General features: G+C 66.7%; 14 protein-coding genes and 1 pseudogene. 7 read left to right on the top strand and 8 right to left on the bottom strand.

Annotated elements, in window-relative coordinates:
- Positions 1-53 precede the first annotated feature (53 nt).
- Positions 54-1454, top strand: a complete 1401-nt coding sequence (locus AWB94_RS06735; RefSeq protein ID WP_048471340.1) for an MBL fold metallo-hydrolase — start codon at positions 54-56, stop codon at positions 1452-1454.
- 243 nt (positions 1455-1697) lie between these two features.
- Positions 1698-2960 carry an IS256 family transposase gene (locus tag AWB94_RS06740; RefSeq protein ID WP_062654550.1) on the top strand — a complete coding sequence of 421 codons (1263 nt, stop codon included), beginning with the start codon at positions 1698-1700 and terminating at the stop codon, positions 2958-2960.
- 278 nt (positions 2961-3238) lie between these two features.
- On the opposite strand, the gene AWB94_RS06745 is transcribed toward AWB94_RS06740, so the two are convergent.
- The 6 genes from AWB94_RS06745 to AWB94_RS06770 are packed head-to-tail and all read right to left on the bottom strand — an operon-like array spanning position 3239 to position 8501.
- Positions 3239-3832 carry a cadmium resistance transporter gene (locus tag AWB94_RS06745; RefSeq protein ID WP_048471341.1) on the bottom strand — a complete coding sequence of 198 codons (594 nt, stop codon included), beginning with the start codon at positions 3830-3832 and terminating at the stop codon, positions 3239-3241.
- The gene (lspA, locus tag AWB94_RS06750) at positions 3829-4335 is read right to left on the bottom strand and encodes a signal peptidase II (RefSeq protein ID WP_048471342.1); all 507 of its coding nucleotides are present in this window, start codon (positions 4333-4335) and stop codon (positions 3829-3831) included. Before lspA ends, AWB94_RS06745 begins: the two co-directional genes overlap by 4 nt.
- The gene (locus AWB94_RS06755; protein WP_048471343.1) at positions 4332-6299 is read right to left on the bottom strand and encodes a heavy metal translocating P-type ATPase; all 1968 of its coding nucleotides are present in this window, start codon (positions 6297-6299) and stop codon (positions 4332-4334) included. Before AWB94_RS06755 ends, lspA begins: the two co-directional genes overlap by 4 nt.
- Positions 6296-6706, bottom strand: coding sequence for an ArsR/SmtB family transcription factor (locus tag AWB94_RS06760; protein WP_174545952.1), 411 nt, complete (start codon positions 6704-6706; stop codon positions 6296-6298). Before AWB94_RS06760 ends, AWB94_RS06755 begins: the two co-directional genes overlap by 4 nt.
- Positions 6707-6723: 17 nt before the next feature.
- Entirely contained in the window at positions 6724-7683 is a 960-nt protein-coding gene (locus AWB94_RS06765) for a sterol desaturase family protein (protein ID WP_048471344.1), read from the bottom strand.
- Between the two features lie 47 nt (positions 7684-7730).
- Positions 7731-8501, bottom strand: a complete 771-nt coding sequence (locus tag AWB94_RS06770; protein WP_048471387.1) for a helix-turn-helix domain-containing protein — start codon at positions 8499-8501, stop codon at positions 7731-7733.
- A gap of 121 nt (positions 8502-8622) precedes the next feature.
- Here AWB94_RS06770 and AWB94_RS06775 point away from each other — a divergent pair, with 121 nt between their 5' ends.
- From AWB94_RS06775 to AWB94_RS35705, 4 genes and pseudogenes are all read left to right on the top strand, one after another.
- On the top strand, positions 8623-9249 hold the full coding sequence (locus AWB94_RS06775) for a class I SAM-dependent methyltransferase (RefSeq protein WP_048471388.1): 627 nt from the start codon (positions 8623-8625) through the stop codon (positions 9247-9249).
- The gene (locus AWB94_RS06780) at positions 9249-9920 is read left to right on the top strand and encodes a methyltransferase family protein (protein WP_082168962.1); all 672 of its coding nucleotides are present in this window, start codon (positions 9249-9251) and stop codon (positions 9918-9920) included. The genes AWB94_RS06775 and AWB94_RS06780 overlap by 1 nt, the downstream gene beginning before the upstream one ends.
- Positions 9913-10563: an adenylate/guanylate cyclase domain-containing protein gene (locus AWB94_RS06785; protein ID WP_048471345.1), complete on the top strand. Its 651-nt coding sequence runs from the start codon at positions 9913-9915 to the stop codon at positions 10561-10563. Before AWB94_RS06780 ends, AWB94_RS06785 begins: the two co-directional genes overlap by 8 nt.
- A 133-nt stretch (positions 10564-10696) precedes the next feature.
- Positions 10697-11013 (top strand): annotated as a pseudogene (locus tag AWB94_RS35705) (histidine kinase dimerization/phospho-acceptor domain-containing protein); the annotation flags it as partial.
- A gap of 78 nt (positions 11014-11091) precedes the next feature.
- On the opposite strand, the gene AWB94_RS06795 reads toward AWB94_RS35705, so the two are convergent.
- Together AWB94_RS06795 and AWB94_RS36075 are read right to left on the bottom strand one after the other, a co-directional pair.
- Positions 11092-11730, bottom strand: coding sequence for a hypothetical protein (locus AWB94_RS06795; protein WP_131805175.1), 639 nt, complete (start codon positions 11728-11730; stop codon positions 11092-11094).
- A gap of 141 nt (positions 11731-11871) precedes the next feature.
- Positions 11872-12003, bottom strand: a complete 132-nt coding sequence (locus tag AWB94_RS36075) for a hypothetical protein (protein ID WP_272937609.1) — start codon at positions 12001-12003, stop codon at positions 11872-11874.
- Positions 12004-12107: 104 nt separating this feature from the next.
- Here AWB94_RS36075 and AWB94_RS06800 point away from each other — a divergent pair, with 104 nt between their 5' ends.
- Positions 12108-12797, top strand: coding sequence for a hypothetical protein (locus AWB94_RS06800; protein ID WP_062654552.1), 690 nt, complete (start codon positions 12108-12110; stop codon positions 12795-12797).
- Positions 12798-12807 lie beyond the last annotated feature (10 nt).

Here is a 12807-nt window from a genome sequence, read left to right on the forward strand (position 1 = left end):
ACCCGCGCGGGGTATGCACACCCAACAACCAGAAATGAGAAGGGAGTCCTTTCGTGGACGTCACGATTATCGACACCTCCAGTCTTGGTGACCGTAGTTATCTGGTCAGCAGCGGTTCGACGGGGGTGGTGATCGATCCGCAGCGTGACATCGACCGAGTGCTGGGCCAGGCCCAGCAGCTGGGGGTGCAAATCACCCACGTGCTGGAAACTCACATCCACAACGACTACGTGACCGGCGGGTTGGAACTCGCCCGCACGGTGAATGCCGAGTACGTGGTGCCCGCCGGTGACGAGGTGGACTACGAACGCCGCCCGGCGTGCGACGGGGATGTCATCGACGCCGGGCCGATCCAGTTGGAGGTGATGCACACTCCCGGTCACACCCACCACCACGTCAGCTATGTGCTGCGCGACATCACCGGTGCCGCGACCGCAGTGTTCACCGGAGGTTCCATGCTGCACGGCACCACCGGGCGCACCGATCTGTTGGGTGCCGAACACACGCACGAGTTGACCCGCGCCCAGTACCATTCGGTGCACCGGCTGGCCGCCGCGCTCCCCGATGCCACCTCGGTGTATCCCACCCACGGATTCGGCAGTTTCTGCTCGGCCACCCCAGGCAGTGGTGATTCCTCCACCATCGCCGAGCAGCGCCTGAGCAATCCGGCGCTCACCCAAGACGAGCAGGCGTACGTCGCCGAGCTGCTCGAGGGACTATCGGCCTATCCCGCGTACTACGCGCACATGGGAGTGATCAATCGGGCCGGACCGGCCCCGGTGGACCTGTCATCACCCGAACCGGTCGATCCCGAGGAGCTGCGGCGACGCATCGACGCAGGCCAGTGGGTAGTCGATCTGCGGAACCGCACCGCCTTTGCCGCAGGGCATCTCAGCGGCACGCTCGGGTTCGAACTGTCTGGCAGCTTCGTCACCTACCTGGGCTGGCTTCACCGGTGGGGCGAACCACTGACCCTTATCGGGGAAACACCCGATCAGATCGCTGAGGCCCGCCGCGAACTGGTCCGCATCGGCGTCGACCACCTCGATGGCGCCGCGACGGGGGACATCGACGATCTACGCGCCGGATCAGCACTGCGCTGCTACCGGACCGCCAGTTTCGCCGATGTCGCCGAAAACCAACGCAGTGGCGAGGATTTCGTCGTCCTCGACGTGCGGCAACGCCAAGAGCACGACACCAGCCGCATCCCCGGCGCGGTCAACATCCCCCTGCACGAACTCGCCGACCGCCTTCACGAACTGCCTGACTCGCTGATCTGGGTGCACTGCGGCTCCGGGTACCGAGCGTCGATCGCCGCCTCCATCATCGACCGGGCAGGGGGCGCCGTGGTGCTCGTCGATGATGAGTACAGCACCGCGGAAACCCTGCACCTCACCTCCACACGACAACCCGCCGACTCAGCTGTCGACCACGGTCCAAACCTAGGCCAATGACGACGGGGTGGTTTTCAACCGTCGTCAACACTCAGCTTGATCGCAGGAGGGCAGAAGCCGCGATAGGTGGTGCAGGATTGGGTTGGATGAGGTGCCGGGCCCACAGATCAACCTCAGCAACTCCAATCGAGCGCCGGATAATCGCATAACCGACCCCAGTCGAAATCGAGGGGCTGTCAGAACAACGGTGGATCTGATCTTGGTCTGACACGCCGAGCGTGAGCTTGGCGGGAAGGACTGACGATGTCAGAAACACTCGATCCCGTGGCGATGGAACTGGATCAACGGCAGCTCGCCGAGCAGCTGCTGGCGCAGGCGAAGGAACAGGGCGTCGAACTGGTCGGCCCGAACGGGTTGCTCAACCAGTTGACCAAGAACGTGCTCGAGACGGCGTTGGATGCCGAGATGACCGAGCACCTGGGTTACGACAAGCACGACCCGTCCGGCCGAGGTAGCGGCAACTCCCGAAACGGGACGCGGGCCAAGACGGTGCTCACCGAGATCGGACCGGTGGAGATCGACGTGCCGCGCGATGTGAACAGCTCGTTCGAGCCGCAGATCGTCAAGAAGCGCCAACGAAGGTTGACGGGTATCGATGAGATCGTATTATCGCTCACGGCAAAGGGATTAACGACCGGCGAGGTCGCCGCCCACTTCGCAGACGTGTACGGTGCCACCGTCTCCAAGGACACCATCTCCAGGATCACCGACAAGGTGATCGAGGAGATGGGCGAGTGGTGCAACCGGCCGCTGGAGTCGGTGTATCCCGTGGTGTTCATCGACGCCATCTACGTCAAGATCCGCGACGGACAGGTCACCAACCGGCCCGTCTACGTGGCCATCGGCGTCACCTGCGGCGGGGAACGCGACATCCTCGGGTTGTGGGCCGGCGACGGCGGCGAGGGCGCCAAATTCTGGCTGTCGGTGCTCACCGAGATCAAGAACCGCGGCACCGGTGACGTGTGCATCGTGGTGTGCGACGGCCTCAAGGGACTACCCGAGGCCATCACCACGGTGTGGGACCGCGCCATCGTGCAGACGTGCGTAATTCATCTGCTGCGCAACACCTTTCGATACGCATCGCGGAAGTACTGGGACCAGATCGCCAAGGACATCCGCCCGGTGTACACCGCGCCGACCGAGGCTGCGGCCAAGGAACGCTTCGTCGAGTTCACTGCGACGTGGGGTGCCCAGTACCCGGCGATCATCCGATTGTGGGAGAACGCCTGGAGCGAGTTCGTACCGTTCCTGGACTATGACGTGGAGATCCGACGCGTCATCTGCTCCACGAACGCCGTCGAATCCCTGAATGCCCGCTACCGCAGAGCGATCCGAGCCCGCGGGCACTTCCCGACCGAGCAGGCCGCGATGAAATGCCTCTACCTCGTCACCCGCTCCCTAGACCCCACCGGCCGCGGTAAGGCACGATGGGCAATGAGGTGGAAGCCAGCGCTCAACGCGTTCGCCATCACCTTCGAAGGCCGGATCACCCCGACCGGCAACTAACCAAGATGCCAAGGTCGGATCCACCGTTAATCTGACACTCCCGAAATCGACGCCGCGGCATTGACGTCAGGGATGCATGACTCGGCTTCGTGTGGTTCTAGTTGGCGGATCGGGAGACTGCGAAGGGATTTGACGCCCCACGTGTTGAAGGTGTTGATCGCCTCTCCCTGCTATACCGGCCGGGAACGCGAGGCGACCGAGAAACCTCCGCACACGAAGGGATCGACGCCAGGGCCTTCTGGCGCTGAATCGGCGGGACGGCGGGGGCCGCCAAGCCTTTAGAAGGCGAGGCCGCTGACCAGGATGAAAATGCCTAGGGCGATGAGGACGATCGGGAAGAGGATGTGTTCCCAGCGTTCGAGGACTTCGGCGATCGGCTGGCGGGTGGCGACGAATTTGGCGGCGATGACGAGGACCGCGACGAGCACCAGGAAGACGACACAGTAGGCCAGCACGGCCGCGGGTCCGACGCTGAGGAAGACTGGGACGTAGACGCCGATGTTGTCCCCGCCGTTGGCGAAGGTGACTGCCGCGACGGTCAAGACGCCGACGTTCTTGCCCGCGATCTTCGCATCGTCGTCATCGCCATCGTCGTCACGCCAGGCGTGCCATGCCGCCCACAGTCCCAGGGTCAGGGGTATGAGTCCGAAGTACGGGATGATCTCCGGAGGAAGGAACGCTCCGGCACCCAACGTCACGAGCACAGCCGCGCCCAGAATCCCGGCAAATCCCAGGTACTGGCCTGCGGTGATCCGGGCCGTCGTCCCGCGTTGCCCCGCGCCGCGGGCGAAGAACAGCGAGAGCACGATGATGTCGTCGATGTTGGTGACGATGAACAGACCGATCGCGGGCAGCACTGACGACAGGATCATCCGTTTGCCCCCGTGTCTGCGGTGGCGCTCGCGCGCCAACTGGCCAGAACGAGGACGGCTGCGCCGGTGACGACGAAGACGTCCGCGAGGTTGAAGGTGGGGAACCAACCGGTATGCAGGTAGTCGGTGACCAGCCCGTCAGCGGCGCGGTCGATCACATTGGCCAGCGCGCCACCCAGCATCGCGGCCAGTGCCAGTACGAAGGGCAGCGCGGCGTGGCGGGTGAAACGGAAGGCGAACACCGCCAGTGCGACCACGATCACGCCCGTGACGCCGAGCAGGACCGCTGGGGGCAGGGTGTCGCCGAGACTGAATGCCACACCGGGGTTGAACGCCAGCCGCAGGTTTAGCAGCCCGAGATCTGTTGAGCTGCCGTCGTTCAACGCGCGGCCGGCCCACGTCTTCACGCCCAGGTCGAGCCCCGCGACGATGACCGCCGTCACGGCCAGGATGATCCGCGCCCGAATCGTCCTGGCCTCGGTGCCTGTGTGGCCGGCGGTCACGACCGCGTGCCCACCGTTGCCGCGCGGGTGTGACTGGTTGGCCGTTCTATCGCCGCGGTGGGCAGTGGTGTGGTGCGCCCGGCCCGCACACCGTTGGCGATGACCACGATCTCGGCGAGTTCGTGGACCAGCACTACGGCGGCCAGCCCGAGCACGCCGAACAGCGCCAGCGGCATCAACGCGATGATCAGGCCCAGGGACAGGCCGACGTTTTGCAGCATGATCCGCCGTGCCCGGCGGGCATGGCGGAACGTTTGGGGCAGGTGGCGCAGGTCTTCGCCCATCAGGGCGACGTCGGCGGTTTCGATGGCCACGTCGGTGCCCATCGCGCCCATCGCGATCCCCACGTCGGCGGTGGCCAGCGCAGGAGCGTCGTTGACGCCGTCGCCGACCATCGCCGTGGGGCGTTGGGCCCGCAGCTGTTCGATCAGCCGCGCCTTGTCTTCGGGCCGCAGCTCGGCGTGCACGGCCTCGATTCCGACGTCGCGGGCCAACGCGGCGGCGGTGGCCTGGTTGTCGCCGGTGAGCATCGCCACGTGGTAGCCGTCACGGCGCAACTGCGCGACGACTTCGGCGGCCTCGGGCCGCAACTCGTCGCGCACCGCTATTGCACCGATCACCTGCCCGTCGTCTTCGACGAGGACCGCGGTGGCCCCTGCCTGCTGCATCCGCGCGACCTCACCGGCGAGCGGCCCGGGGTCTAGCCAGCCGGGGCGGCCCAGCCGGAGGGTGTGCCCGTCGCGACGTCCGGTGAGCCCGGCACCGGTGACGGCCTCGACGTCGGTGGCGGGGATGACGTCATCGGTTGCGGCGAGGATTGCCGCGGCGAGCGGGTGCTCGCTGCGCGCTTCCAGGGCCGCCGCCAGATGAAGCACCTGCTCGCGCGTCGCACCGTTGGTGGTGGCCACGTCGATGACCGCGGGCCGGTTCGCGGTGAGCGTGCCGGTCTTGTCCAAGGCAACGCCGCGTATCTTGCCCAGCCCTTCCAGCGCCGCGCCGCCCTTGACCAGCGCACCCAGCTTGCTGGCCGCGCCGATCGCGGCAACCACGGTGACCGGCACCGAGATCGCCAGCGCGCACGGCGATGCAGCGACCAGCACCACCAGCGCACGTTCGATCCAGGTGGCCGAGTCCCCCAGCAGGCTGCCGATCACCGCAATCAGTGCCGAGACGATCATCACCCCGGGCACCAGGGGTTTGGCGATGCGGTCGGCCAAGCGTTGGGAGGCGCCTTTGCGGGACTGCTCGGCCTCCACGATGCGTACGATGCGGGCCAGCGAGTTGTCCTCGGCAGTGGTGGTGACCTCCACCTCCAGTACCCCGGTGCCATTGATCGACCCAGCGAACACCTCATCACCAGGCCCGGCTTCCACGGGAACCGACTCGCCGGTGATGGCCGAAACGTCGAGCGCGGTGCGGCCCAGCTCGATGATGCCGTCGGTGGCGATCCGTTCACCGGGCTTGACCAGCATCCGGTCGCCGATCCGCAAATCCGCAGGCGCAACAGTCTTTTCGCCGCCATCGCGCAGCACGGTGGCCTCGTCGGGCACCAGCGACAACAGTGCGCGCAGTCCGCGGCGGGTGCGCGCCACCGAGTACTCTTCGAGTCCCTCGCTGATGGAGAACAGGAAGGCCAGCATTGCGGCCTCCCCCACCTCGCCGAGGATCACCGCGCCCACGGCGGCGATGGTCATCAGCGTGCCGACCCCGATCTTGCCCTTCGCCAGCCGCGTGAGGGTGGACGGCACGAAGGTGTAGGCACCAGCCAGCAGCGCTACCGCTTCCAGTGTGCGGACGACTGGCTCGGTGGCGTCGAGGAATCCGGCGATCACCGCTGCGAGCAGGAACACCCCGGAGAGGGCGGCGAACTGCAGTTCCTTGATCTGCCAGAGCCGCTCGGGCTCACGCTCCTGCTCGTCAGCGCCGCGGGGTTCGTCGGTGCCGCAGCCGCATGCATCGCTCATCGGTGAGCCTCCTGCGTACCCGTCGTCGCGTCGGTGCCGGAGCGGGTTCCGTAGTTGGGGCACAGCGCGACGGCGTTGCCGGTGGCGGCCAGCAGCGTTTCGGCCGAGGCGAGCAGGTCGAGCAGTTCGGGGCGGGTCAGCGAGTAGAACACCTGCCGGCCTTCGGGGCGGCCGGTGACCAGGCCGCAGTCCCGCAGGCACGCCACGTGCGCCGACACGGTGGACTGCGCCAGGCCCAGCTCGCCGATCAGGTCGACGACGCGGGCCTCCCCGTCGGCCAGGCGGCGCACGATCGCCAGCCGAGCGCTGTCGGAGAGGCTGTGAAACAGCGCCACCGCAGCATCCAGATTCGAACAGGTCCCCGAAGTGCCGCCAGTGAGGCACGCATCCGACTCATTCATCGCCATATGGCGATGATAGCCGGTCAGCAACGATATTTCGAGCCGGGGTCGGAATCCGACGCCTGCGCGTCGACTGTCTCGCTCGTGGACTTGAGGGTGCAGCCGCCGCTGTGGGTGAACGGGTAGATCATCTGGCGCAAGTATCCGTTGGGGTAGTCGGGTTTGGCGGCCATGCCGAGTTGGGTGGAGTCGAAGCGGCGGGCCCGGTCATAGGAGTAGGTGCGCATCAGGTGATCCCACACCAGGGTGAACAGCCCGAAGTTGACGTCACCGACGCCGGCCCATTTCAGATGGTGGAAGCGGTGGCCTTCGTTGAGGGCCAAGACGTACTTGGCCACGCCGATGCGGTAGTCGGCGTTGGAGTGCTGCAGCAGCAGCTGGATCGCCACAGCCAGCGCCAGCACGGAGGCTACGTTGACCGGTAGTCCGATCAGGATCAGGGGTGCGACGCCGGCGGCCATCTCGACCGTCTGGTGCAGGGGGTGCTTCATCAGGCCGTTGAGACCGTAGAAGCGGGTGATGCTGTGATGCACGGCGTGAAACCGCCACAACACGCCGATCTTGTGGCTGGCCAGGTGCACCACGGTGATGCCGAGATCGGCGATCAGGATCGCGGCGAGCACCTGCAGCACGAACGGCCAACCGTGCGGCCACAGCTGCGGCGCGGGAACGATCGCGGCCAGCAGCGGGATGGCGGCGACGCTGGCCAGGATGAGGGTTTCGTTGACCGCGACGTGGACGCGGTCACGGGTGGTGTCGGCGCGATCATGGTTCCACTCGCGGTCATAGGGGATGATCCGCTCGACCAGGAACGACGTTGCGATCGCGACGCCCAGAATGGCCAGCAGCCAGTACTTCGGGGCGCCCGCGGCGCTCAGGGCGATGGCGGCGCCGTTGAGCCCGATCAGCATGAAGGGCACGTAGCCGTAGCGGGCCAGTGCCTGGACGGGGGTTCTGGTCAAAGGCGAGAAAGTCGTGCTCATGCCTCTATGGTCGGCGCCCTACCCGTGGCGAAGCTTGAATGATTCGGCTAACCGGTGCCGTCGAGATCCCAGGACACGTGCCGGCTCAGAACCGAGGGCGGCAGACCGAACATCTCGCGGGTCGTGCGAGTGAGGTGGGCGCTGTCGGCGAACCCCGCACCGTGCGCAGCCCCGGTCAGATCGTCACCGGCCTGCACCCGGGTGATCGCGACCTGCAACCGTGACCACAGCACGTAGCGGCGCAGCGGGATGCCGACCTGCTCGGTGAACACATGCGTCAACCGGCTCGCCGAAATCCCCACTCGCGCAGCCAGTTCCGTACCGCTGACCGGGCCCGCCGCCACGAGGTCGGGCAGCAGCCGCAACGCGTCATCGATCGCCGAGTGGCGAGGCGCAACGCCGTCTCCGGCAGTGGCGGGTGCCAGGTGCGCGATCAGCTCGTCGACTGCGATGGCCAGCGCCCGTCTACGGGTGAAAGAAGGCACTGGAGTCACGGTCCACCCGGAGCGGACCGCACGCAGGTGCGCGGACCGTCCTGGCGCCGACTCTGGGTCGAGGAACACCACCGTGCCCTCCTCGGCTCCGACCTCGACCCGGTGTGGTGCATCGGCGGGCACGACCACCGTCGTGCCTCGGAGTCGCGCGCCGTGCTCATCGAGCACCGTGAAAGCCGTTGTTGCGGCGATGATCTGAACGGCGTGGTGAGCGTGGGCATCGGTGACGCCGATCGACCCGGCGAAGGCCAACACCCCCGCACGCAGCAGCGCCGCCCCACCCCAGCGCGGTCCAACTGTGAGATCACCGCCAGACCTATTCATCGCCACGAAACGATGATAGCGTTCATCATTGATCGTCTAACGACGATGCCACCCATGTAATCCGATGGGTCAGGCACCAGTGGCGATTCGGTCTGCTGAGGGAAAGGAGTCTGCGGTGTTGATGAATCGGGCCGAGACTGCCCTGATCAACTCGCCGCCTCGGCGGTGGCTGCAACGCCTCTACGAGGTGCCGGTACTGCTGCGCTTCGGGGGCCGGCTCCTGCCGGGCAGCAGAGCCCTCGAAATCGGCTGCGGATCGGGCTACGGCTCACAGCTGGTGTTGCAGCGATTCGGCGCCGAGCGGATCGACGCCCTCGACCTGGACCCGGCGATGATCCACCGGGCCCGCGAGCGGCTCGCCTCCTACGGCGACCGAGTAATGCTGGTCCAGGGCAGCGCCACTGACCTTCGAGCCGCGCTGAACGCCGACGACGGCAGCTACGACGCGGTGTTCGACTTCGGCATCATCCATCACATCCCGGACTGGCGCGCCGCGGTGGCCGAAGCCGCCCGGGTGCTCACCCCCGGTGGACGCTTCTACTTCGAAGAAGTCACCGCCCACGCCCTCAACCGTCCCACCTACCGGAGATTGTTCGACCATCCCACCGACGACCGATTCACCGCCCAACAGTTCCTTCAGGAACTGCGCCGCCACGACCTGCTCATCCTCGGATCGGTCACCCGCATCCAGGGCGACTACCTGCTCGGCGTCGCCGCCAAGCCACTGCCTGCGGCCGGTGGGCGGTGATGGCCGCCGCGGCACTGGCCCTGTTCGTGGTCATGATGCTGACCCTGGGGGCGCTGCGCACCCTCATTCAGCGTCGCCGCACCGGTGACAGCGGCAACCGGCGCACGCTGTCACCAAGCGGCTCGCTGGGGTGGTCGGCGCTCACCGCCACCGACATCGGCTATCTCACGGTGGGTGTCGGTGGCCCGCTGGCGCACTGGCTGGGCCTGCCTCCCGTGAGCGGGCTGCAGCACCCGCCCGTTCAAGTGCTCGGCGTCGTCCTGACGGTGGTAGGCATCCTGGCCGCGTTCGGAGCGCAGATGGCGCTGGGAGCATCTTGGCGGATCGGGGTCAACGACCGTGAACGCACCGCGCTGGTCACCACCGGCCCCTTCGGCTGGGTGCGCAACCCCATCTTCACCGCGGCGCTCATCGCGTTCCTCGGCCTGGCGCTCATGGTCCCCAACCTCGTCGCGCTCATCGGCTGGGTCCTCGCCCTGACCGGCATCCAGACGCAGATACGGCTGATCGAAGAGCCCCACCTGAAACGCGTCCACGGCGAGCCCTATGCCCGCTACGCCGCCAGGGTCGGGCGCTTCCTGCCCGGATTGGGGCGCCTCCGCACCGACCGTCGCGACACCACCGAGGTCGACCGCAACGATCGCGAAGCAGACGCTGGACAGCATGGGTGAGGCCGCCTCCACCGACGCGACCTTCGCGTTCGTCGATTTGTCCGGTTTCACCGCCCTGACCGAAATGTGCGGCGACGAGCAAGCTGCTCACCTCGCCGGACGGCTCGTCGAACTGACCCGTGACTCGTTGGCCCTCGATGTGACGGTGGTGAAGACCATGGGTGATGCCGTGATGATCCACGCCCACGGCCCCGACACCATGATGGCGACCATCCTCGACCTCGCCGACCGCGCCGCCGACGAGGACGGCTTCCTTGGACTACGCGCCGGAATTCACCACGGCAGCGCAGTCCAACGGGACCACGACTACTTCGGCCATGCCGTCAACACCGCCGCACGCATCACCGCACTCGCAGGCGCCGGGCACGCCGTCATCACCGAACCGATCCTGCCCGCGTGTGAAGCGCTCGGCGTCGCAGCCCACCCGCTCGGCGCCACCGAGCTACGCAATATCAGCGCCCCAGTGGCGGTGTACAGGGTGCAGCTACCGCCGCCGCAATACCCCACCGATCCGGTCTGCCGTGTCCGCATCGACCCACGCACCGCCACCCACCATCTGCGCCACAACGACGATGACCTCTGGTTCTGCTCCGACCGCTGCGCCCAACGCTTCGCAGCACACCCCGCCAGATACGCGATCTGACGCCACGGGGCTAGTCGCGTTCCTCGGCCTTGCGCTCATGATCCCCAACCTCGTCGCGCTCATCGGTTGGGTCCTCGCCCTGACCGGTATCCAGGGCAGCGCCTTCCCAGAACCGCCGACCACCCCCGCGAAGGCCACCCGCCGGTTCCTCGCCGACGCCGCCCACGAACTGCGCACTCCGATCGCGGGCATACAGGCCGCCGCAGAACAGGTCGCCGCTTCGGCCCAGCAGCGGGACGACCCCGAGTCGCGGCGCCAGCAGCGCCGCGCAGACCTGCTACAAGGAGAATCCCGCCGCGCGGGCCGGCTGGTCACCGACATGCTGGACCTGAGCCGCATCGACGCAGGCCTTCCCTTGCACGCCATGGATGCGATCTCGCAGCGCTCGCCGACGCCGAGGTGCAGCACGCGGCCACGCTCGAGGGGGTCACCACCACGCCGACCACCGGTCGATGGATCGACCCGTTCGCAAGACTCTGACGACGCTCCGCTGAAGACCGACCGCATTCACGTCTAGCGGCGGGGGACTCAGCTCCCGCAGACCACTTCGGTAGCGCTGATCAGCGTCACCGGTCCCCCGCCCTGCAGGGATTCACTGGCGCGACGCACCATCTCCACCGCCTTGGACGCGGCTCTATCGGAATCCCATTCACGGACGTAGACGGTTACGGTGCGCAGTGCGCCGCCGGCTGAATCGACCTCGGTCTTCTCGACCTGCGTCGGCGGCAGACCGGGGTTCATGGCCCCTACTTCCTTGAGAAGCCGCTTGAAGACGACCAGATTTGGTGCCGTGCAGTGCATTACGACGCGTTGCAGTGGCGCACCTGGCGGCAGCGGCAGTCCTGGCTGTTCGTCGTTCCACCGCAGGCCGTGGGTGATGACACCGCTGGGTTTGCCGTTGCTATTCAGCCGGCGCGACCTGGGAACACCGCACGCCTCGGCGAATTCGTGCACGTCGAGGTTCGGATCCAGATTCCGCAGCACCTGCGCTGTCACCCACATCACGTTGATGAGCACATTCTCGGTCTCGTCCGGTGTGAGCTGGTCGTCGGTCGCTCGAGAGTCCCATTGCCGTTGATGACCGGCCCGATCGAGGCGGTAGGGCGCATCCGACCAGTCATGGGAAGAAATCTCGGCGGCAAATTCACGCGCAAGACGACTCAACATCATGTCCTCCTAGGAGACAGTCGCTGCCATCTCCCGTTGAGACGACACTGTGCGACGAAGCCCCAGCATAGCGGATTCGCCCATCGACCTCTGCCTTTTACCGCGGCACAGAGACGTGCTGCATGCAGCAGACCGAGCGTCTTAAGCGGGGTGACCTATCAACTCCGCGACATCGGCTAATGCCGACGCCACGGCAGCGATATCCGGCAGAGCCTTCACGGTGCAGATGGTGCCGTTCTCGTCGGCGATGGGCGCGCGCGGCGGAGGGGCCACTACCGATTTCCTCCTTCGTCCCGCCAGCTCCCGTGACCGATCGCGTAGCATGCGCAATCAGGACACTGTCAAAACCGGACACGGTCAGTGCGGCGGAAAACCGCATGGCGCGCGACATGGTTCCGGTGGTGATGGCTGCGGCGCAGACGCTGCCCGAGTGGACTCCAGACCTGGTGTTGCCGTCTGAGGCCGGGATGCTGTGCTGGGCCAAACCAGCCGGCGAAATGCCGTTTCACAGCCACGGTCACGTGCCCTGGGACGCGGCGTGGTGGTGGCGACGCCCGGACGGGGTGTTGCAGATCCAGGTCGGCTCCCGGCTCACGCAGCGCCAGGAGCTGCTGGAGCCCTATGGCATCACCCCGCCGCTGTGGGCGGGCGCCACACTGGTGCTCAATCCCGACGTGCCGCGCACCGCCGAAGTCGACGGTGTTCCCGAGGCGTCGCAGATGGTGAGCATCCTGGGCGCCACCTGGCTGCTGATGGATCAACGCACCGTGGCCGAGGTTCGGCAGCTGGAAGCACGTCCGCCGGCAGCGGGGCAGGATTCCGCGGCGCCGGAGCCGAGCCCGGTGTCGATGGTGGAGTTGCGGCGCAAACTGGCCGAACAGAAAGACCCCTCAAATGGTGCCAGCGGGCGCAAGTTTCACTCGCGGTGGTCGGTGGAGGGGCACTGGCGTCAACAGGCGTGCGGACCGCGGTGGTCCCAGCGCAAACCCCTCTACATCACCAACTACACCAAGGGCCCGGCCGATGCACCGATGAAAACCGGCAAGGTGCACGTCTTCCGGCGCTAATGGTCTTCCA

The sequence above is a fragment of the Mycolicibacterium canariasense genome, from assembly GCF_002101555.1.
In the GTDB taxonomy this organism is placed as follows: domain Bacteria; phylum Actinomycetota; class Actinomycetes; order Mycobacteriales; family Mycobacteriaceae; genus Mycobacterium; species Mycobacterium canariasense.

Coding starts and splice junctions, on each gene's coding strand:
- AWB94_RS06800 (WP_062654552.1), top strand. CDS start 12,108: ATGGCGCGCGACATGGTTCCGGTGGTGATGGCTGCGGCGCAGACGCTG.
- AWB94_RS06770 (WP_048471387.1), bottom strand. CDS start 8,501: ATGAATAGGTCTGGCGGTGATCTCACAGTTGGACCGCGCTGGGGTGGG.
- AWB94_RS06745 (WP_048471341.1), bottom strand. CDS start 3,832: ATGATCCTGTCGTCAGTGCTGCCCGCGATCGGTCTGTTCATCGTCACC.
- AWB94_RS06740 (WP_062654550.1), top strand. CDS start 1,698: ATGTCAGAAACACTCGATCCCGTGGCGATGGAACTGGATCAACGGCAG.
- AWB94_RS06765 (WP_048471344.1), bottom strand. CDS start 7,683: ATGAGCACGACTTTCTCGCCTTTGACCAGAACCCCCGTCCAGGCACTG.
- AWB94_RS06780 (WP_082168962.1), top strand. CDS start 9,249: ATGGCCGCCGCGGCACTGGCCCTGTTCGTGGTCATGATGCTGACCCTG.
- AWB94_RS06785 (WP_048471345.1), top strand. CDS start 9,913: ATGGGTGAGGCCGCCTCCACCGACGCGACCTTCGCGTTCGTCGATTTG.
- AWB94_RS06795 (WP_131805175.1), bottom strand. CDS start 11,730: ATGTTGAGTCGTCTTGCGCGTGAATTTGCCGCCGAGATTTCTTCCCAT.
- AWB94_RS06760 (WP_174545952.1), bottom strand. CDS start 6,706: ATGGCGATGAATGAGTCGGATGCGTGCCTCACTGGCGGCACTTCGGGG.
- AWB94_RS06775 (WP_048471388.1), top strand. CDS start 8,623: ATGAATCGGGCCGAGACTGCCCTGATCAACTCGCCGCCTCGGCGGTGG.
- AWB94_RS06755 (WP_048471343.1), bottom strand. CDS start 6,299: ATGAGCGATGCATGCGGCTGCGGCACCGACGAACCCCGCGGCGCTGAC.